Annotated in this window: 15 protein-coding genes; 10 read left to right on the top strand and 5 right to left on the bottom strand. The window is 49.7% G+C overall.

From position 1 onward, the window contains the following. Positions 1 to 26: 26 nt before the first annotated feature. The gene (locus tag ACO05E_RS14920; RefSeq protein WP_419810290.1) at positions 27 to 221 is read right to left on the bottom strand and encodes a tRNA (uracil-5-)-methyltransferase; all 195 of its coding nucleotides are present in this window, start codon (positions 219 to 221) and stop codon (positions 27 to 29) included. A gap of 141 nt (positions 222 to 362) precedes the next feature. On the opposite strand from ACO05E_RS14920, the gene hrpB reads away from it, so the two are divergent. The 4 genes from hrpB (at position 363) to ACO05E_RS14900 (ending at position 9087) form a co-directional block, all read left to right on the top strand. Continuing rightward, a complete protein-coding gene (gene hrpB, locus ACO05E_RS14915) occupies positions 363 to 2906 on the top strand; it encodes an ATP-dependent helicase HrpB (RefSeq protein ID WP_419810289.1) in 2544 nt (847 codons plus the stop codon). A gap of 109 nt (positions 2907 to 3015) precedes the next feature. Next, positions 3016 to 3510 carry a hypothetical protein gene (locus ACO05E_RS14910; RefSeq protein WP_419810288.1) on the top strand — a complete coding sequence of 165 codons (495 nt, stop codon included), beginning with the start codon at positions 3016 to 3018 and terminating at the stop codon, positions 3508 to 3510. Positions 3511 to 3525: 15 nt separating this feature from the next. Beyond that, positions 3526 to 6537 carry an Ig-like domain-containing protein gene (locus ACO05E_RS14905; protein WP_419810287.1) on the top strand — a complete coding sequence of 1004 codons (3012 nt, stop codon included), beginning with the start codon at positions 3526 to 3528 and terminating at the stop codon, positions 6535 to 6537. Between the two features lie 177 nt (positions 6538 to 6714). Next, positions 6715 to 9087, top strand: coding sequence for a 7TM diverse intracellular signaling domain-containing protein (locus ACO05E_RS14900; protein WP_419810286.1), 2373 nt, complete (start codon positions 6715 to 6717; stop codon positions 9085 to 9087). 28 nt (positions 9088 to 9115) lie between these two features. Here the strand turns inward: ACO05E_RS14900 and ACO05E_RS14895 are convergent, their stop codons facing one another. Continuing rightward, on the bottom strand, positions 9116 to 9871 hold the full coding sequence (locus ACO05E_RS14895) for a sulfite exporter TauE/SafE family protein (protein ID WP_419810285.1): 756 nt from the start codon (positions 9869 to 9871) through the stop codon (positions 9116 to 9118). Between the two features lie 25 nt (positions 9872 to 9896). On the opposite strand from ACO05E_RS14895, the gene ACO05E_RS14890 reads away from it, so the two are divergent. After that, a complete protein-coding gene (locus ACO05E_RS14890; RefSeq protein WP_419810284.1) occupies positions 9897 to 10139 on the top strand; it encodes a glutaredoxin family protein in 243 nt (80 codons plus the stop codon). Between the two features lie 26 nt (positions 10140 to 10165). On the opposite strand, the gene ACO05E_RS14885 is transcribed toward ACO05E_RS14890, so the two are convergent. Then, a complete protein-coding gene (locus tag ACO05E_RS14885) occupies positions 10166 to 10801 on the bottom strand; it encodes a riboflavin synthase subunit alpha (RefSeq protein WP_419810283.1) in 636 nt (211 codons plus the stop codon). 90 nt (positions 10802 to 10891) lie between these two features. Between ACO05E_RS14885 and ACO05E_RS14880 the strand changes: the two genes are divergently transcribed. From ACO05E_RS14880 to ACO05E_RS14870, 3 genes are all read left to right on the top strand, one after another. Further along, positions 10892 to 12115 (top strand): patatin-like phospholipase family protein, encoded by a 1224-nt coding sequence (locus tag ACO05E_RS14880; RefSeq protein WP_419810282.1) that lies wholly within the window; start codon positions 10892 to 10894, stop codon positions 12113 to 12115. A 126-nt stretch (positions 12116 to 12241) separates the two neighbouring features. Further along, positions 12242 to 13339: an efflux RND transporter periplasmic adaptor subunit gene (locus ACO05E_RS14875; protein ID WP_419810281.1), complete on the top strand. Its 1098-nt coding sequence runs from the start codon at positions 12242 to 12244 to the stop codon at positions 13337 to 13339. 2 nt (positions 13340 to 13341) lie between these two features. Then, positions 13342 to 16449, top strand: a complete 3108-nt coding sequence (locus ACO05E_RS14870; protein WP_419810280.1) for an efflux RND transporter permease subunit — start codon at positions 13342 to 13344, stop codon at positions 16447 to 16449. 80 nt (positions 16450 to 16529) lie between these two features. On the opposite strand, the gene ACO05E_RS14865 is transcribed toward ACO05E_RS14870, so the two are convergent. Continuing rightward, complete coding sequence (locus ACO05E_RS14865) at positions 16530 to 17030, bottom strand: DUF4136 domain-containing protein (RefSeq protein ID WP_419810279.1); 501 nt, start codon at positions 17028 to 17030, stop codon at positions 16530 to 16532. A 106-nt stretch (positions 17031 to 17136) separates the two neighbouring features. Between ACO05E_RS14865 and ACO05E_RS14860 the strand changes: the two genes are divergently transcribed. Both ACO05E_RS14860 and ACO05E_RS14855 read left to right on the top strand, forming a co-directional pair. After that, positions 17137 to 18669, top strand: a complete 1533-nt coding sequence (locus ACO05E_RS14860) for a cache domain-containing protein (protein ID WP_419810278.1) — start codon at positions 17137 to 17139, stop codon at positions 18667 to 18669. After that, complete coding sequence (locus ACO05E_RS14855) at positions 18669 to 19313, top strand: response regulator (protein ID WP_419810277.1); 645 nt, start codon at positions 18669 to 18671, stop codon at positions 19311 to 19313. The genes ACO05E_RS14860 and ACO05E_RS14855 overlap by 1 nt, the downstream gene beginning before the upstream one ends. Before the next feature lie 19 nt (positions 19314 to 19332). On the opposite strand, the gene ACO05E_RS14850 is transcribed toward ACO05E_RS14855, so the two are convergent. Further along, the gene (locus ACO05E_RS14850) at positions 19333 to 20289 is read right to left on the bottom strand and encodes a DUF4124 domain-containing protein (RefSeq protein WP_419810276.1); all 957 of its coding nucleotides are present in this window, start codon (positions 20287 to 20289) and stop codon (positions 19333 to 19335) included. Positions 20290 to 20291 lie beyond the last annotated feature (2 nt).

The following is a 20291-nucleotide window of genomic DNA, read 5'->3' as shown; positions in this document are numbered from 1 at the left end:
GCACCATTTAAATTAATAAGAAGCCATCAGCGCTTTTTCTTGGCTTTCTTTTTCTTCAGAAAATCTTTTACCGGGGTTTTCTTTTCTGGCAGCGCTTTTTCAAAACGCTGGCGAATGTCATTGACCTGAGCTTCTTTACGCTGATGCTCATTATCTTCCCGGCGACGCTGACTGGCCCGGGCAAAATCAACCACATTTGATGATGACGAGTTGTTGCTCATGGTTTTATCTCTGTTCGTTTTGTCTCTGTTCGTTTTGTCTCTGTTCGGCATCTTAACAACACGATAAACTGGAGGCTGTTAACAGGCCTTAGCATACCGCCTTTATAACGTCTCGCTCAATTATTCTGCCGACATCCGATTATGACCCACCCCGCTTTTCCCATCGACGCCATTTTACCCGAGCTGCAAACCCAGCTGGCCGACCACCTCAATGTGGTACTGGTTGCCGCTCCCGGAGCCGGTAAAACCACCCGTGTGCCACTGGCGCTGATGGATGCACCTTGGCTACAGGAAAAGAAAATTCTGATGCTGGAACCACGCCGTATTGCCACCCGCAATGCAGCACGTTTTATGGCACAACAACTGGAAGAAAATTGCGGTAATCGCGTTGGTTACCGGATGCGCTCGGAAACTGCAGTCAGCAATCACACCCGGATCGAAGTCATTACCGAAGGGCTGTTAACCCGCATGCTGTTACAAGACCCGGAACTGTCTGAGGTCGGCCTGATTATTTTTGACGAATTTCATGAGCGTAATCTGCAGTCCGATCTCGGGCTGGCCTTAGCGCATAATTGTCAGCAACTGTTGCGTGATGATCTGCGTATTCTGGTGATGTCAGCCACGCTGGATGAACAGGCTCTGGCGCAGAAACTGGATGCCCCCGTGGTACGCAGTGATGGCCGCAGCTTTGAAGTACACACTCACTATCGCCCCCCGAGCCAACCGCTGACCCGGCATAAAACCGAGTTGGCCAAACACTGCAAACAGGTACTGGCTGAAGCCTTGCAACAGCCGCTTCCAGACACTGTTTCAGGCAACCTATCAAATCACGATATTTTAGTGTTTCTTCCTGGTGTGGCCGAAATTGAAGCGCTGTTGGCGATCTGTGATTTTCCCGGGTGCCATGTATTGCCGTTACATGGGCGTTTATCCGATCAGGCCCAAAAACAAGCACTGAAACCTGCCAGCGACGGCCTGCGCAAAATTATTCTGGCAACCAATATCGCCGAAAGCTCAGTCACCATTGATGGCGTGGGAATTGTGATCGACAGCGGGCTGGAGCGTGTTCAGCAATTTGATGTCCGCAGCGGACTAGAGCGTCTGGAAAGCAATCCAATTTCCCGGGCATCCGCCGACCAGCGCCGAGGTCGGGCCGGTCGCCAGAGTAGCGGTCATTGCTACCGCTTATGGTCAGAAAGCAGCCATGCTACCCGTCTTGCTCACCTGAGTGCAGAGATTGAACGCAGCGATTTATCGTCATTACTGATGTCCCTGTACGCCTGGGGTATCGCCGCCGATGAGGCCACCTGGCTGACACCGCCAGATACGGCCGCTTTGTCACGAGGGCAGCAATTACTTCAACAACTGGATGTACTGGCACCGCCTGCCTCACATCAGACCAAGCATCAGGCTACCAGCCTCAATGAACAGGGTCAGCAGATTGCTCTGAGTGGTCTGGAACCGCGCTGGGGGCACGCCCTGCTCAGTGCTGATCAACTTGGTTATGGCCAGGCGGCAGCACGCTTTGTTGCTCGCTTACAAGCCAGCGAACGGTTACCACAAGCGCCCGATGATATTGAGCTGGCCCTGCGTCGACTATCTGCGGCTCAGCAACAACAAACACAACACCAGGCCAACCAGTGGATTAAAACATTAGGGCTAGCACCGGATCAGTCTCCACTGAACCCGGCGTTACTGGTGGCGCTGGCCTACCCTGACCGGGTGGCGCGGCAGCGTTCACAACAACAACGTTCACAACAACAGGGCCCGCACAAACAGGGCCAGCAAAGTAATGCGTATTTATTGGCATCCGGTTCCGGGGTCACACTAACCGAACACTCCGGCCTGCAAGGTCACGAGTGGCTGGCCGTTGCTGCTATTCAGGGCAAGCAACCGGTTATTCGCCAGGCACTATCATTAGCGGCCGACGACCTTGAGCAGCTAGCGCAATATTGCCCGGGCCTGCTCTCTGAAAATATTCTGATTGAGTGGCAGGACAGCGGTCATCTGCAGGCCCGGAAACAGAAAAAACTAGGACAAATTGTCTGGCGTTCTCAAACACTAACCACCTTAACCGAAGCCGATTGGCAAAGCGCCTGGCGGGATTACTTTCAACAGCATGGGCTTAAAGACCTTCCCTGGGATCAGGCCAGTAAAGACTTATGCCAGCGTTGCCATTATCTGCGTTCAGAATTTCCCGAAATAGCGCCGATGGACGAGGCCTCTCTGCTGCGTGAACTGGATGTCTGGCTGCTGCCCTACCTGAGCAATTGCCGCCATTTACGCGACCTGAAAAAGCTCGACCTGAAAGCGGCCTTACTGACCCGACTGGAATGGTCACAACAGCAACAACTGGATCAACTTTTGCCCACTCACTGGCAAGTCAGTAGTGGTTCACGGATTGCCATTGATTATCAGCAATCGCCGCCGGTATTGGCCGTTAAACTGCAGGAGATGTTTGGTACCCCCCAGCAACCGGCGGTGTTACAGGGGCGGCTTTCTTTGATTATTCACTTATTGTCTCCCGCCCGCCGTCCACTTGCTGTCACGCAGGATCTGGCCAGCTTCTGGCAAAATGCATATCCCGATGTGCGCAAAGAAATGCGTGGCCGTTATCCCAAGCACCCCTGGCCGGAAGATCCGCTCAGTGCCGAAGCAACCCGTTTTACCAAGCGCAAAATGTGAACTTACGCAGAGAAATACACTCTGATACTAAATTGCGCAGGTATAAACCGGTATCAGAGCTAGACTAGTCTTTTGAGATATCTGCTTTGTGGACTGAAAGGGCTTTACTGTGACAAAGTCAAAAATACTATTATGTTGTCTGATTATATTGGCGGCACTGTTCGCCCTGGTCACGGGTGTAAATTCGGCAAAAAAACTCGTTATTATTGATGAGCCGCAGCCAGCACAAAACAAAGCAACAGCAACGCATAGCACCTCGACGTCAGCGGTATCACCGCAGCAACCATCCAATTCCTATGTTCACCCCCCAAAGCTCGACACTCACAGCAAAAACCCGGGTGAATACCATACTCAACAGCGCCATCACGACCATGATCATAGCGATCAGAGCATTCAGATTCCTGTTGAAATTAATGCTTATATCGAAAGTAAGCGCATTCCGAAGCAACAACTCAAACCGGTAAAAAACCCGGATGGAAGCTATTCACTAAACCCACAGGGTCAGTTTGAAACCGTTTCTATTGCCGTCATCGGAGAAGACGGCAAAGTTCACATCACGGAGAGACAGATTCAGCCACGCGCTGATTCAAGCGAAAAAGAATAAAAGAGGTCCGATAGTATGTCTCTCCACCCCATTGTTCAGAAAGCCCTGATTGCATTTTTGCTATTAACTCCAGTGTCATCTCAGGCAGCTGTCACCATCGTTAATAATGATGCTGGAGGGGAAGGTTTTAACGACACCACGCCGGTAACTGCAGTGGGTGGAAATCCAGGAACAACTCTCGGGCAGCAGCGCCTTAATGTATTTAATAAAGCCGCAGACATACTCAATACCGTATTTGATATTCAACAACCGGTACAAGTGAATGCTCAGTTTAACCCGTTAACCTGCACCCCTGGTTCAGCGACGTTAGGTCAGGCAGGTCCGGCAAGCTACACATTTATTGATCAAGGCGGTGGTGATTTCATTCTCTACCCGGATGCACTTTATAACCAGCTGTCAGGCTCAGACTTCGATTCGTCAGAGCTGGAAATAAATGCAACCTTTAACTCCACGCTGGACGAAGGTACTGGCTGCTTAGGGGGTACTAGCTGGTACTACGGCTTTAACGATAATCCTGCGGCTGGCAGTGCGCTATTACCCGTGGTTTTGCATGAAATTATGCATGGCATGGGCTTTTTAAGTTTATTAGATTCGCAGGGCGAGTCTGGTGCTACATTTAATAACCAGCAGGTTTTTGATATATACACACGTCAGTTAAAACGTCAGAGCAGCGGCGTTTTATTGAAGGACATGAGTCAAAGCGAGCGAGCTTCAGCATTGATCAGCAATGGTGATCTGGTTTGGTCTGGCGCAAACGTAACGGCCCGCTCTGGTGATTTCACAACTGGCATCAACAACGGCAGCGTGCAAATGTTTGCCCCAACCTCCTATAAGCCGGGTTCATCTGTGGGCCATTTTGATTCTGCCTTGTCTCCTAATGAAATCATGGAGCCTCAGTATACGGAGTTTCTTGATGATCCCGGATTGGCAACCCAATTACTGGTTGATATTGGCTGGACACTGGCATCCCCGCCGCCCGCTAATTCAGCTCCGGTGATCACGGCTATCAGCAATCAAAGTCTGGATGAAGACAGCGACACAAACATCTCTCTATCGGCCACCGATGCCGACGGTGACAGTCTGAGCTTTTCTATAACCAGTGCATCAAGCCAGTTAAATGCCAGTATTTCCGGAACCACACTGACACTGGATCCTATCGCTGACTTTAATGGCAATGGCTCAGTCACGGTCAGGGTCAGTGATGGCTCACTGGAGGATTCCACCAGCTTTAATGTCACTGTTAATGCGGTGAACGATGCCCCGGTGTTTAATGCCCAGAGCGATATTAATCTGGTCAACACCAATACCGCTGTCATTACGCTGTCAGCCACAGATATTGATTCTGCCAGCAATAGCCTGGTGTATTCCGTCACCAGTTTTAACAGTGCTCAGTTAACAACCGCTGTCAGTGGTAATCAGCTCACTATTACTCCCCAGACGAATGCCACCGGTAGCAGTAACATTACCGTACAGGTCAGCGATGGCGATAAAACCGATCAGCAAACATTTGCCGTTAACCTGAGTAATCCACCCACTCCACCAACACCGAGCAATCAGGCACCGGTCTTATCCGCTATTAGCGATCCGGTATTACTTGCCGGTGATAGTTTAACGATTAATCTGACTGCAACGGATGCGGATAATGACTCTCTTACCTATGGAGTATCAGGATCCATCGCAGGTATTCAGGCCAGTATCAGCGGCAACTCATTGACCATTACCGCAGCGGATAACGTAACTAGCAACGGCAATCTGACCATTTCTGTGAACGACGGCCAGGACAGTGACTCGCAAATAATCGGTGTGACTGTGTATCCGGCTTTTGCACTCTCAGATGGTAATAATCAGATTCGTAATGGCGAAACTCTTAATGCCGGATTAGCAACCGCCGATCTGCAATTTTCCGGCGGTAATAACCAGCTGACATTGACGGTTTTCTTTAATGGTACGCAGCAGAATAATTTACTGACCCTCAGCAACAGCGGTTATCAGCTAGCACTGCCAGACTCCGGAGCTTTTGCCGGTATTTACCGCATTGATGTCAGCGACAGTAACAATCTGACCAGCCGCTTTTTTATAGAACGTCCACTGCGCCTGCTGACCAGCGCAACACCACTGTTCGATCTGGGAAAACAGCAGCTCTGGATTGAAGGGGCTCCGGCGGGTGCCAGTATCACGCTGGACAGTGATACCGGAGAACTGACATTCCGCGATGCTCAGAATCAGGTAATTACCGATATCACAGCACCGGATAATGCCAGCGCCTTTAACCGGGCCAGCGTGGATTTAGCGCTAACCGCTGGTAACCTGCCGCAGCAAATTACCTTTACTGCAACCAGCCCTAATATTCCCAACAGCACCCTGAACCGCGAGACTCTGGCTGGCCGTAATCTAACCATCACGGTAACCGATACACGCGACAATCCGCTGGCTAATGCTGAAATCCGCTCGGCAGACAACCGTCTCAGCGACTGGCAGCTGCCGACTTCCGCTACAACAAACAGCAACGGCAACAGTGACTTTATTTTGCCTCAAGAAAATACGCAGTTGGCCATTTCAGCCACCGGCTTTATCAATCAGGAAGTTGATGTAGATGCACAACAGACTCAACTAACTGTGACGCTGGAGCGCATGATATCGCCCTTTACGTTAACTGGATCAATCACCGCACAAGGGTTCAACTTTGCCACAGAGCGTCCGCGGGTAACGTTAATACTGAACGATAACCGCGAATTGAACCTCAGCCCGACGATTAACAGCCAGAACACGGTTGCCCGGTTTGAATCTCAACTGGATCTGAACAACACGGAACCCAGCTCTCTGACGATTCGCCACAGCCAGGCATCCACTGTCACACAGCCGGTTTCCACTCAGACAGAGGAACTAAACCTGGATGTTCTGTTACTGGCGCTGCCGGTAAGCACTGACGACACGCTGGATACTGGCTCCTCCGGAGGTGGTAATGCTTTTTTACTGTTTTTTGTTGCATTTTTAACAACAATAAAACGAAAGCCATTCACAGCCTGAGGGTTTACCCACTATACTTCTGAGCATCAATAACCTCAGTCATCACGGCCATAGCAATGACTCTATGGCCTATTTAAGCTCAGGAACTTCTGCTTACCCATGGTTAATCCGCTTGTCTGTCTGAAACCAGTCTTGCTAAGGCCAGTCCTGCTAACACCAGTTCTGCTGATGCTGTTTATGATGGCAACATCCGTTCGTGCTCATCTGGTTGAAGGCGATACCGAGCAGTGGCTGACCCTGACCGAAGAGCAGGCCAAAGTTTCAACCGACAAAGCCCTGTATGTACTGCAGGATCCGCTCTCTCAGCTGTCGTTGTCATATCTGAAAAAACACAATCTGCTGTTTTCTCCCTACCCTAAAAAAGTGTTTAACGAAGGCTTCACCAAATCGGGGTACTGGCTCAAATTCCACGTCCGTAATCAGGCTCAGGAGCATACCCAATGGTTGCTGGAGGTCGGTTACCCGTTATTAGACCGGCTGGATATTTTTGTCGAAGATAATCAGGGACAGCGCCTGGCCTTGTGGCAACTCGGCGATTTACAGCCCTTTGCTGAACGCCCGATTGACCATCGTAATTTTGTGATACCGCTGGATTTCTCCGAGCATAAAGAACAGGTCGTGTATCTCAATATTCACAGTAGCAGCTCGGTTCAGGCCCCTATCACGTTATGGCAAAGCGAATCCTTTATCGAAGAGCACTCAACCGAACAATACGCCTTGGGTGTGTACTACGGCATGATGGCCGCGATGTTTTTATACAACCTGTTTTTATGGGTCAGTATTCGCGATAAAAGTTATTTGCTGTATATCGCGTACATTGCGTCGTTTGCATCCCTGCAATTATCGACCAGTGGTATTGGTTACCAGTTTATCTGGCATTTCTCACCGGCGATCGAACAGTTGGCAGTGCCCTTAACCATTGCTCTGGTGGGAATCTTTGGCTCGGCCTTTACCCGCAGCTTCCTGCACACAGATGTGAATTCGAAAAACGCCGACCGAGCATTGCTGGCTTGTATTGTTATGAGCGCTATTACCGGTTTGTTATCCTTTGTTGCTTCAACCGAAATGGTGATGGCGATTGCTGCACCGGTGGTACTGGCCTTTTTACTGGTTATTTTATTTGCCTCGGTCACCACCTTATTAAAAGGTAAACGCGAGGCGCGGTTTTTCCTCGCCGCCTGGGTAGCCTTTATTATTGGTGGCCTGGTGACCATCATCACAATTTATGGTGCTTTACCCAGCAATGTCTGGACCATTCATGCCAGCAAAATTGGCAGTGTTTTTGAAATCGTACTGCTGTCGTTTGCCCTGGCAGACCGGATTAATATTCTGCAACGCGAAAAAGAACAGGCCGAGCAACGCATCAAGGTTGAGCTGGAACAGAAAGCCGAAAGTCTGATGGAGTCTAACCGTCTGAAGAATGACTTTCTGGCCACCATCAGCCATGAATTCCGTACCCCGTTAAACGGCATTCTGGGATCACTGGAACTGGCCAAAGACAGCAATCCGGCGGATACCACACTGGCGTTAAATGATGCCCGCATCAGTGCCCATGAAATGCTGGAGCTGGTTGATAACGTACTGACTTATACCGAATTACAGTCTGGCACCCGTACTGTCAGCCCGGAAAATGTTGAATTGAAACCAATTTTCACTGCTTTCTGCGACAGTATCCGCAACCGCTGCAAACATAAAAACCTGACGTTTGAATGTATTCTCGACAGTACCTTGCCTGAGCGTGTGTATATCGACATTAAATGCGTTCGCCATGCACTGAAAGCCATCGTCGATAACGCCATTAAATTTACTCACTCAGGCAATATCCGCCTGACCTTCTCCTATGCCTCAATGGAGCATTTTGACTGCCTCGACATTCAGATTCAGGACACCGGCATTGGTATGAAAGCCGATGAAGTGGAGCGCTTGTCTGGTTTTATGTCACAGGCAGATTCCTCCTATCAGCGACGCTATCAGGGATTAGGGATCGGATTATCGCTGGTGCGAGCGGTGTGTCAGTGCCTGAAAGGGGATATTCATATTTCCTCAGAGCAGAATCAGGGAACCACCGTATTGCTGCAGTTCCCGACCCGTAAAGCATCGCGGGAATCGTCACCACGGCTGGCGTCACTCTCTTCCTTTAACACTCAGGCCACGGATCAGAATGCACTGGGCCATGTTCTGGTGGTTGAAGACAACACCATCAATCAGAAAGTATTGAAAAGCATGCTCGCGCGCTTACAGCTTAAAGTGGATATTGCCGATAACGGCGAGCAGGCGCTGGAACTGATTAAACGGCCTAAAAATCATGCATACGATCTGATTTTTATGGACTGTCAGATGCCGGTCATGGATGGCTTTGAAGCGACCCGGCAAATTCGTGCCAGTCAGCTTAGCGAAAGCCGGACTCCCATTATTGCGGTAACGGCCAACGCCATGTCTGGCGATGAAAAGTTATGTCTGGAAGCGGGCATGAACGATTATCTCAGCAAACCGATCAATCTCGATCAGGTGCGGGCGGCAGTTTATAAGTGGGTGCCTTCAACACACTGATCACGCTTCCTTATTGGCTAAACAGCAATTAGCCAATCAACAATTTGATGCCCACTAATAAAGTCACCAGCTCGTACACCCGTTTAATGGTCAGGTTACCGGCCAGAATGGAGGTATGAGCGCCCAGGTAGCCGCCCACCAGCGAACCGCCAATCAGTGCCGGAATCCAGCTCCATTGCACCTCAGCCACACTGCCCATGGTAATCGCACCGGCGCCATTCCAGCCCAAACCAACCGCGACCAGTGTTTGTGCCACCGCCACCTTGTATTCCAGACCAAACCAGTACACCAACCATAAGGTCACAAACAGGCCACTGCCCGCTGACAATGACCCATTAATGAAACCAATCAGCAATAAAACGACACCACCAATAAAAAATCCGAACCAATCACGATGTTTAGGGTCAGACTTCAGTCCCAGTTGTGGTTTGAACCAGGAATACAGCGCCAGTGTCAGGGTTAATACACCCAGCGCAATCTCAGCTAATCGATCCGGTATGTTGAGAATAAAGAACACTCCGGCAACCACACCCGGTACACCGGTGAGCAGAATCAGCGCCAGAATAATCCGATCCAGATGATTTTCGCGCAGGTGACGTAACGTGGCCCCCACCCCAAGCGCAACTGTGGCAATTTTATGAGTCGCCAGCGCCAACGGGAATGGCAGCCCCATAAAGATTAAAATTGGCAACTGAATCAGGCCGGCACCACCACCGGCCAGCGCCGAAAACCAGTTGGCAACAACAGCTATCAGAAATAACAGGATTTGTTCGCTATAATCCATACACACTCAATTTTCAGGAGTTTTTATGCAATATGCTTTGTACTACTACGACATGTGTCCATTCTGTCAGCGGGTTCTGCGTGCCCTGCCTAACGTCAATGTCAAAGTAGAAAAACGCAATGTTTTAAAAGATCAGCAACATCGCAAACACCAGCAAAAAGAAACCGGTCGTACCACCGTACCTTGCCTGCTGGTTAAAGATGACAACGGCAAAGAAAACTGGATGTTTGAATCGGCCGATATTATTCAGTATCTGAAATCGCAGTAATACGTCATGTGGGTGCTACAGGTGGATTACTCCGCCTGTAGCAGCTTTTTCAAGCCTTCCTGATCGCCGATTAACCGACGTACGGTATCCACCACCGCCTGGGTCTGGGCATCCACTTCCAGGTTGATCCGATCACCTGCCTGAATCTCACCAAACACAGTTACATCCAGTGTCTCCGGAATCAGGTGCACCGCAAAACGCTGCTCCTCCACCTCAGCAATAGTCAGACTACAGCCGTTTAACGCCACAAAGCCTTTGTCTAACAGGTACGGCGCTAAGGTTTCCGGCCGTTCCATCCACACCACCCGGTTATTGGCGCTATCAATCACATCCGTTACCGCCACCTGATCCATCACATGGCCAGAAACCACATGACCACCAATTTCGTCGCCATAACGCGCGGCCCGCTCAATATTAACCACAGAACCTGGCTGCAACTGGCCGAGATTGGTCACCTTCAGTGTTTGTGCAATGGCATCAAAACTCACCCGGTTATTATCAATGGTACGAACCGTCAGGCAGGTGCCGTTAATCGCCACCGAAGCACCAATTTCCAGTCCGGCCAACAAATGTGGTGAAAATTCAAACGTAAACGTGGTTAACCCTTGCGCCTGATGCACATCCGCCAGCGCCAGCTTGGTTTGCACAATTCCGGTAAACATTAAAAACTCCCGTTAAGATCATGCCTGAATAACATGGGCGGCATTATGCACTAAAATAGTAATGACGCATCAGTAACGGTGGACAGAACTTTGCAGCAATCAGCGAACACCAGTTTAAAAACAGCCAGCGATCCAGAAACAGGCAGCTACCAGAAAACCGGCCTGATCTTATCCGGAGGTGGAGCCCGGGCGGCTTATCAGGTGGGTGTGTTAAAAGCAGTTCATAAGATCCTGCCACGTGGTGACTACAACCCGTTTGATATTATTTCCGGTACGTCTGCGGGTGCGATCAACGGTATTGCACTGGCCAGTTACGCGGATAATTATCGCATTGGTATTCGTCATCTGGAGCGTATCTGGTCTCATTTTGACTGTAATCAGATTTACCGCACCGACTTTAAAGGCGTCTCCCGTACTCTGTTGAAGCTGGTTCGTAGCCTGGTGGTTGGTCGTGGTTATAAACACGACCCGGTGTCGCTGCTCAACAATGCGCCGTTGCGTAAGCTGCTGTCGGAAGTGATTCGCTTCGATAATATTCAGCCCGCTATTGATAAAGGGGCGTTGCACGCCATTGCCATAAACTGCTCAGGCCTGGAATCCGGAGAGTCGGTCAGCTTCTTTCAGGGTCATAACAGCATCAACAACTGGCAGCGTGAGCGCCGTATTGGTGCCCGCACTCAGCTGAATGTTGATCATTTAATGGCCTCATCCGCCATTCCGATGATTTTTCCGGCGATGAAAATTAACCGCGAATATTTTGCCGACGGTGCGGTGCGCCAGTTAGCTCCGATCAGTCCGGCATTACACCTCGGGGCCGATAAAATCATGGTAATTGGTGTCAGTGGTGTGGCCCATAAGCGCAAAGAACGCCGCCAGCAAGCCGCCTACCCAACACCAGCCAAACTGATGGGCCATATGTTAAACGCCGCCTTTCTCGATTCGATGGAATCGGACGTCGAACGTTTATGCCGCATCAACCGCACTGTTGAGAGAATTCCACCGCATATCCGCCAGCAGGAAGGTATGGAATTACGCAAAATTGATTTACTGGAAATTAACCCCAGTCAGTCACTGGACGATATCGCCGGTGAGCATGCTGATGAAATTCCCAGAGCGTTAAAAATGGCCTTAGGTGGCAGTGGTAATACCAGTCGTAACGGTTCCGGCATTCTCAGTTATTTATTATTTTCCCGCGGTTTTTGCCAGAACTTAATTGATCTGGGCTACAACGATGCAATGACACGTGCCGATGAAATACGCGACTTCTTCTCAGATCACTTTGAAGGTCGTGCGGTAAATCGCGCCAATGATTAGGTGCAAATTCAGAACAACAGGTTGCAGAATCGGCTGCTGATCAAATGCCCCTAATTTCACCTACAATACAGGCTATCCTTTATAAACCCTTCAATTCATCAGCTTAATTCTTCAGGACCCTTTCATATGCGTTATGCCTTTTTATTGTTGCTAGCTCTGGCAACCACGGCCTGTGACCAGACGGTCGAGGAACAACAGGAAGTACAGATTCGTCCGGTTAAGATTTATCAGGTGCCTCAGGCAAATGAAGTGTTTCTGCGTAAATTCCCGGCTCAGGTTCAGGCCGCAGAACAATCGGCTCTGGCATTCCGCCTCTCCGGTGAACTACTGGAATTACCCGTCCATGCCGGACAAGACGTCAAACGTGGTGATTTGTTAGCACGTCTGGATCCGGTTAACTATCAGATTGCTGTCGATGACCGTCAGGCCCGTTTTGATCTGGCCACCCTGAACTTTAAGCGTATTAAAGATTTATACCGTCAGAAGCAGATTTCAGAATCTCAGTATGATCGTGCTAAAGCCGAACTCGATATTGCCAAAGCCGCTTTAGAAGCCGCCCAGACCGATCTGCAATACACCGCCTTAAAAGCGCCGTTTACCGGCGTTATTGGTGATGTTTATGTCGACAATCACCAGCCGATCGCTGCGGGTTCCCCGGTAGCCATGTTGCAAATACAAAACCAGCTGGAAGTGCGTCTGCAATTACCAGAAAACCTGATGGCCAATATCGCGCCTAACGTTGACGGTGTGACCAATACTCAGGATTTGTATCAGCCGGAAGTTGAGTTTGAAGCTCTGCCAGGCAATCGTTACCTGGCCAGCTACAAAGAACACACCGCACAAGCCGACAAAGCCACAGGCTCATTCACCGTGACTCTGACACTGCCGCGCCCACCATCACTGAACCTGCTGCCCGGTATGTCGGCCAGTGTTCATGTGGATTTAAACCAGGTGCTGAGCAACGCACATACTCAGATTCTGATTCCGGCCGGTGCGGTTTTTCAGCATCAGGATCAGTCCATTGGCAGCAATGAAGCCAGTGTCTGGGTGGTTCAGGCGGATATGACGCTGACTCGCCGGGCAATCGAAATGGGTGAACTGACTCAACAAGGCATGGAAGTTATGTCTGGCTTACAGACCGGCGAACAGATTCTGGCAGCAGGCGTGCATCACGCCTCTGAAGGTATGCGTGTTCGCCCATGGGTGCAGGAGCGAGGCCTGTAATCATGAGCACGCAAACAAACTCAAGTTCAAACGCTTCCCCGGAGGCGGGAAATGCCGCCACCTACTTTATTAAACATGGCACCACCAGCTGGATGGTGTTATTGATTCTGCTGTTTGGCGGCCTGATCAGCTACTTCGGCCTTGGCCGTCTGGAAGATCCGGAATTCACCATTAAAGAAGCGCTGGTGGTGACCTATTACCCGGGGGGTAATGCCCTGCAGGTCGAAGAAGAAATTACCGCCCCGCTGGAAAGTGCCATTCAATCACTGGCTTATATTGATGTGGTCGATTCCATCTCAAAAGCCGGTGCCTCCACCATTCATCTGGAGATCAAACCTAAATACAAGTCCCATCAGCTACCGCAGATCTGGGATGAGTTGCGCCGTAAAGTGCGTGATGAGCAATCTTCTCTGCCGCCCGGTGCGATCCAACCGATTGTACTGGACGACTTTGGTGATGTGTTTGGGGTGCTGCTGGCGGTGACCGGTGATAACTTCAGCTATCAGGAACTGAAAGATCACGCCGATTATCTGAAGCGTGAGCTATCGGTGATTCCCGGTGTTGCCAAAGTTAATTTAGCCGGCTTACAGAAAGAACAGGTCTTTATTGATATTTCCCGGGAAAAAATGGCCAACCTTGGCATTCCAATGGCGCGTCTTTACAGCCTGCTGAATACCCAGAATACCGTTCAGGATGCCGGTCATGTACGTTACAACGGTGACTATATCCGTATTCACCCAACCGGTGAGTTCACTTCCATTCAGGAAATGGGTGACCTGCTGGTTAGTACACCGGGCTCAGAAAAACTGATTTATTTGCGTGATATCGCCACAATTTCAGCCGGTGTTGCCGAAACGCCAACCCATCTGGTGAATTATCAGGCGCTCGACTCCATCCATATTGGTGTCTCTTTTAACTCAGGCGTGAATGTGGTGGAAGTGGGTAAACAGCTGCGTCAGCGTCTGGCCCAGCTGGAACAGAACCAGCCGTTGGGTATCGAATTACACACCCTGTACGACCAACCGGCCGAAGTGGAAGCTTCCGCTACCGGGTTTATTGTCAACTTGCTGGTTTCAGTATTGATTGTGATTGTGGTGCTGCTGGTATTTATGGGCGCCAAAGCCGGTTTTATTATTGGCAGCATTTTACTGCTCACCATTCTCGGTACCTTTATTGTCATGAAAGTGATTGATATTGAGCTGCACCGGGTCTCTCTCGGTGCCCTGATCATCGCACTGGGGATGTTGGTGGATAACGCGCTGGTTGTCACCGAAGGCATTATGATTGGCCTGCAAAAAGGCCAGAGCCGGATTCGTTCCGCCTACGATATTGTTAAACAAACTCAGTGGCCTTTACTGGGTGCCACAGTCATTGCCATTGCGGCATTTGCTCCGATTGGTTTATCACCGGATGCAACGGGTGAATTTGTTCAGTCACTGTTTTATGTATTGATGATTTCACTGTTCCTGAGCTGGGTAACCGCGCTGACCTTAACACCGTTTTTATGTTACCTGCTGTTTGCCAAAGCGGAAGAACACGGCGCCGATGACAGCAAAGACACCGAGCCATACAAGGGTGCGTTATACGATTTTTATCGCGGCGCTCTATCGGCCATGCTGCGCAAACGCTCAACGACCATGATTTCGATGGTACTGGCGATGGTGCTGGCGATTTACGGCTTTGGCTTTATTAAACAAAGCTTTTTCCCGCCATCCAACACGCCCATCTTTTTAATGGACATCTGGCTGCCGGAAGGCACAGATATTCATGAAACCCAGCAACAGGCCCGTCGTTTGGAGAGCTACTTCCACGATAAAGAAGGGGTTGAGTTTACTTCCTCCACCGTTGGTCAGGGCGACCTGCGCTTTATGCTGACCTACGCCCCTGAGCGCCAGTACATGGCTTATGGTCAGGTGATGGTACGGATGCAGGAGCTGGATATGATTCCGGCCATGATTGACCAGGCGTATCTCTGGACACACGAGCATATGCCTGACGCACAGGTAAAATTCAAACGTCTGGAAGTTGGCCCCGGCAGTACCGCCAAAATCGAAGCCCGTTTCTCGGGCCCGGATCAGGATACCCTGCGCCAGTTGGCTGAGCAGGCCAAAGCGATTCTGCTGGCCGACCCGGATGCCGATAATGTGCGCCACGACTGGCGTGAGCGGGAAAAAGTAATTCGTCCGGTATTCGATGAAGACAATGCCCGTCGTGCCGGTATTTCACGTCAGGATCTGGATGACCTGCTGCAAATGAGCATGTCCGGTAAACCGATTGGTATTTATCGTGAAGGCACCACTCTTAAGCCAATTATCCTGCGTCCACCGGCGGTTGAACGCCTGAATATCGACAGCCTGATGGATCTGCAGATCTGGAGCCCGGTGTTTAATCGTTATATTCCGATTCAACAAGTGGTTGAGCGCTTTGATCTGGTGTTTGAAGATCCGATTATTAATCGTCGTGATCGTAAACGTACCATTCAGGTGTTTGCTGACCCGGTATTAAATGGTGAAACCACCGCCGATGCGTTGTTAAAGCGGGTACGACCGGATATCGAAGCCATTCCTCTGCCACCGGGCTACCAGCTTGAATGGGGTGGCGAGTTCGAAACCGCAGGCGACGCGCAAAGCAGTATTTTTGCCTCACTGCCGCTGGGCTATCTGGTAATGTTTATTATCACCGTACTGCTGTTTAACGAATTGCGCAGCGCACTGGTTATCTGGTCTTGTGTACCGCTGGCCATTATTGGTGTATCGGCCGGTATGCTGCTGTTAAACGCCGAGTTCGGCTTTATGGCACTGCTGGGCTTCCTCAGCTTATCCGGCATGATTGTGAAAAACGGCATTGTACTGTTGGATCAGATTCGCCTTGAAGTCGATCAGGGTAAAGCCGAATACGACGCCGTTTTTGATGCCTCAATCAGCCGTTTACGTCCGGTGACGATGGCGGCATTAACCACCATTCTTGGCCTGCTGCCGCTGCTGTTGGATCCGTTCTTCAGCGCCATGGCCGTCGTTATCTGTTTTGGTTTAGGATTTGCCACCTTGCTGACTCTGGGTGTGGTGCCAGTGCTGTACGCCATGGTTCATCGGGTTCAGAACCCTGGTTAAATCGCTATTAACGTGTTCCCAAATAAAAAGGGCGCTTCTTAATAATAAGAAGCGCCCTTTTTGCTGGTTTTAACTTTGGATTATTTAAAATTCTCAAAAATGGTGACAAACACCTGATTAATTTCTTCTTGGGTACGCTCCTGCTGAGTGATTTCCGACGAGCCACTGCTTAACCAGATCGAACGCTTGTCAGCTACATCGTTAATATTAATCACCAGTTTGGCAACGGTGGCAGAAGCCACATCATGACGCGTGTACATGCCCTGCCCGGTTGGGTAATACTGCATATTCAGCTTTTGTGTGTTTTTGACCCCTACCGCATATTCCACCAGCAACTGAGCATCGTTATCAACATAGCGCAAGCCTTTTTGCTCCAGCGCATATTGGATCGCCTGACCCACACGCCCCATCGCTTTGGGGGTGGTGCCTTTAACATGATCAATGGCTTTCAGAGTAAAGGTTTGATAATCCGCAGCGTGGCGATCCGGTGACTGACGGTAATCCATCGGCGCATTGACCGAACACGCTGCCAGCAACCAGGCGGTGATCCCAATCGTTATGAGGGTGAGAGTGTATTTCATTGCATTATCCTTATTATTTGGCTGCATGATGTTACAGAACTTTGAGTGGCTTTGAGCTACAATTACGCGACCCATTTCTATATCGGTCACGTATACCACACGCTACATGAATATCACATTAAAAGCTAAAATCCTGCTGCTGACCGTTATTCCCCTGATTGCCTTAACCCTGACCATTACCTGGGTAACGCAACGGCAAGCTATTAGCCTGTCTGAGCAACAACAATCCATTATTAAAGATTCTCTGATGGAAGGTAAACGCCGGGCATTACGGGATTACGTCAATCTGGCCATGACTTCCATTATGCCCATTCTGGAAGAGATGGAAGACAACCAGAAACTGCCTCAGCATCACGCTGAATTTGAAATCAAACGGATTTTATCGAGCTTAACCTACGGCCCGGACGGCTACTTTTTTGCTTACGACCGTAACGGCATCAACATTGTTTTGCCCGCTCAACCAGACTTAGTCGGTCAGGATCTGATTAATATTCAGGACCCGAACGACCAGTTTATTATTCAGGATATGTTGAATATCGCTCACAACGGCGGCGGTTTTTATCAATATGTCTGGCATCAACCATCGGTTGATCAACAAACCAATAAACTCAGCTATGTGCTGGCGATCCCACAACTTGGCTGGATGATGGGCACCGGTTTGTATCTGGATGATATTGAAGCGGAAGTACAACAACTCGAAAACAAAGTAGACAGCAATATTCGCCGTACCTTTGTTGCCGCCTCTTTGTTGTTAGCCATCACCCTCACACTCGTGGTTGTGGTGGTTATTATTATTAATATTCACGCCACTCATCTGGCCGATGACCGCCTCAAAGAACTGGCTCATCGTTCCGAATCGTTTCAGATTATTCAGCGCCGTACCTTTGCCCGAGAATTACACGACGGCATTAACCAGCTGTTGGTGTCAGCCAAACTGCATCTGGGTCTGGTGAAGCGTAAATGGCCGGAAGATCTCGACAAGCAGCATCTCAACAAAACCGAAGAACTATTAAACCTGTCGATTCAGGAAGTTCGCCGGGTATCACACAATTTACGGCCTATACTGCTGGATGACCTGGGATTAAAGTCCGCCATCCACGGTATTCTTGATGGCCTGGAGAATCAGGGTCAGGTAGCGGTAAAACGAAAGGTAAAATTACCGGATAGTCGTTTACCTGATGCCATTGAAATGACGGTATACCGCCTGATTCAGGAAGCCATCACCAATATTCAGAAACACGCCGACGCCACCGAAGTACGGGTCAGCGTGCGCAGTAACGATCGCTTTGTCACCGTTGTGGTTGAAGACAATGGCGATGGTTTTATTCCCCGGGAGCAGCTTAATTCCGGCATCGGCATGATGAACATGCGTGAGCGGGTCGAGCTGTTAGGCGGAAAATTCACCGTGCGTAGCCATTACAAACAAGGCACCACGGTACGTGCTGAGCTGGTGTTAAATCCAACCACCGCTCAGGAACTGGATCCAACGCCAAAAGACCTGACACCTCAGGAACTGAACTTTCAGGCCGGATTCAGCGAACATGACTCACAAGGTCAGCCAACTCACGGAGGGGATGAAGTGGATCCTTTATCAACCTCAGATCAGTTAACCTCGACTCAACGCAGAGAGAGTGAATAATGTCTAAAACGATCCGAATTATTATTGCCGATGATCATCCGATGGTGCGTGAAGGGCTGAAGGTCAGCCTTGAAAGCGAAGAAGGTCTCAGCGTAGTTGCCGATGTCAATAATGGTCTGGAAGCGTTACAGGCCGCTGAAGAGTTAAAACCCGATGTTGTGATGCTCGACATCTCCATGCCAGTAATGAACGGTATGGAAGCCTGTATTGAGTTTAAAAAGCGCTACCCGGAAATCAAAATTCTGATCATCACCATGCATGATGATCGTGAATATATTCTCAAAGTGGTTCAGGCCGGTGCTGCCGGTTATGTATTAAAAGACGTGGCCGCCGAAGAACTGATTCTGGCGGTACAAACCGTGTATCAGGGCGGCACGTATTTCAGCTCCAGCGTTGCCAAAACCTTATTCACTGATTTCAGCGATACCCGCCAGAAACAAAGTGACGATATTTTAAGCCCGCGTGAAGAAGACGTGCTGGTGCTGCTGGCCGACGGCATGGGCAACAAAGAAATTGCCCGCGAGCTGGATATTTCCGTGCGTACAGTGGAAGCCCATCGCCTGAAGATCAAACAAAAGCTGAATATCTCTACCTCGGCTGGTTTGATTCGTTACGCGCTGGATAAAGGCATTACCCGACGCTAATAACGCTCTTGCAACTAAATCAGGGAAGATAAATAACCTCTGGCTGAGCCATTTCCGTGCCCAGCCACTGCTGCCAGTGCAGTTTAAACGCACTGGCACCACCAATATAATGCTCATTCAACAAATAATAAGAGCGCCGGTTTTCACCGCGCTTATAGTCCTGCAATAATCGCGTGATAAAACTGCGGCCATAGGATTTACTCAACGATAAATACACCAACTGACCGGCCATCGTCTGAGTTGGAACACCCTGCTTCTGGGCTTTACGCCAATCCTGACTCTGTATTTCAACAAACCGATCGACCGCCATCATCTGATGACGCCGTGCCAGTAACGAGCGGTGGTTTTTTTTATGTTTAGGAATGATAAAACGGTTGTTTTCGTAGCTCAGATATTCCATTTGCTCGGCTACCCCTTCGTTCAGCCAGGAAGGAATAATCTGCGCCAGTGAATCGAGAATGGCATGACTGGCTTCGTGTTTGATGGTGCGGTAAGTGCTTTCTTTGCCACCTCGTTTTTCGTCATGAATAAACACGGCAATTTCGTGCAATTTACCGATATAAACGCCTAATGTATTCGTCGGGCGATGGCCGGAAATTTTCTGTACGTATTTTTGATATTCATTCACGTCTTTTAACACATGAATTTTCACCGGGACTTTTTTATAAAAATCGAAGTACAGCACTTCATCGTAAAAGCGATAAACCCAGTTTACTTCCCGTTCGATACGTTGCTGATCTAAACGATGCTCTTCGGTCAGGTTCTTTCCCAGCGACCCTTGATACAACACCTGAATATTCAGCGGCTGCCAATTGCCCGGCGCAATATTCAGCGTGACCTTTTCTGCGTTATCTGCCTGCTGCTGGCGCGGTTTATCACCAAAGTGCACCTTGCCGTTTTTATCCACCCACTTATAAATCTCCGCCTGACTAAACAGGCTGACGATTAAGAGCGATAAAAACAGCAGGAGACGCATAC

The sequence above is a fragment of the Bacterioplanoides sp. genome (assembly GCF_965226395.1).
Taxonomy (GTDB): domain Bacteria; phylum Pseudomonadota; class Gammaproteobacteria; order Pseudomonadales; family Oceanobacteraceae; genus Bacterioplanoides.
This window is presented reverse-complemented; position numbering and strand designations above follow the sequence as displayed.

Bases quoted from the DNA above. Each gene is read 5' to 3' on its own strand.
- ACO05E_RS14920 (WP_419810290.1), bottom strand. From the start codon at position 221: ATGAGCAACAACTCGTCATCATCAAATGTGGTTGATTTTGCCCGGGCC.
- hrpB (WP_419810289.1), top strand. From the start codon at position 363: ATGACCCACCCCGCTTTTCCCATCGACGCCATTTTACCCGAGCTGCAA.
- ACO05E_RS14905 (WP_419810287.1), top strand. From the start codon at position 3,526: ATGTCTCTCCACCCCATTGTTCAGAAAGCCCTGATTGCATTTTTGCTA.
- ACO05E_RS14900 (WP_419810286.1), top strand. From the start codon at position 6,715: ATGATGGCAACATCCGTTCGTGCTCATCTGGTTGAAGGCGATACCGAG.
- ACO05E_RS14895 (WP_419810285.1), bottom strand. From the start codon at position 9,871: ATGGATTATAGCGAACAAATCCTGTTATTTCTGATAGCTGTTGTTGCC.
- ACO05E_RS14890 (WP_419810284.1), top strand. From the start codon at position 9,897: ATGCAATATGCTTTGTACTACTACGACATGTGTCCATTCTGTCAGCGG.
- ACO05E_RS14885 (WP_419810283.1), bottom strand. From the start codon at position 10,801: ATGTTTACCGGAATTGTGCAAACCAAGCTGGCGCTGGCGGATGTGCAT.
- ACO05E_RS14875 (WP_419810281.1), top strand. From the start codon at position 12,242: ATGCGTTATGCCTTTTTATTGTTGCTAGCTCTGGCAACCACGGCCTGT.
- ACO05E_RS14870 (WP_419810280.1), top strand. From the start codon at position 13,342: ATGAGCACGCAAACAAACTCAAGTTCAAACGCTTCCCCGGAGGCGGGA.
- ACO05E_RS14865 (WP_419810279.1), bottom strand. From the start codon at position 17,030: ATGAAATACACTCTCACCCTCATAACGATTGGGATCACCGCCTGGTTG.
- ACO05E_RS14860 (WP_419810278.1), top strand. From the start codon at position 17,137: ATGAATATCACATTAAAAGCTAAAATCCTGCTGCTGACCGTTATTCCC.
- ACO05E_RS14855 (WP_419810277.1), top strand. From the start codon at position 18,669: ATGTCTAAAACGATCCGAATTATTATTGCCGATGATCATCCGATGGTG.
- ACO05E_RS14850 (WP_419810276.1), bottom strand. From the start codon at position 20,289: ATGCGTCTCCTGCTGTTTTTATCGCTCTTAATCGTCAGCCTGTTTAGT.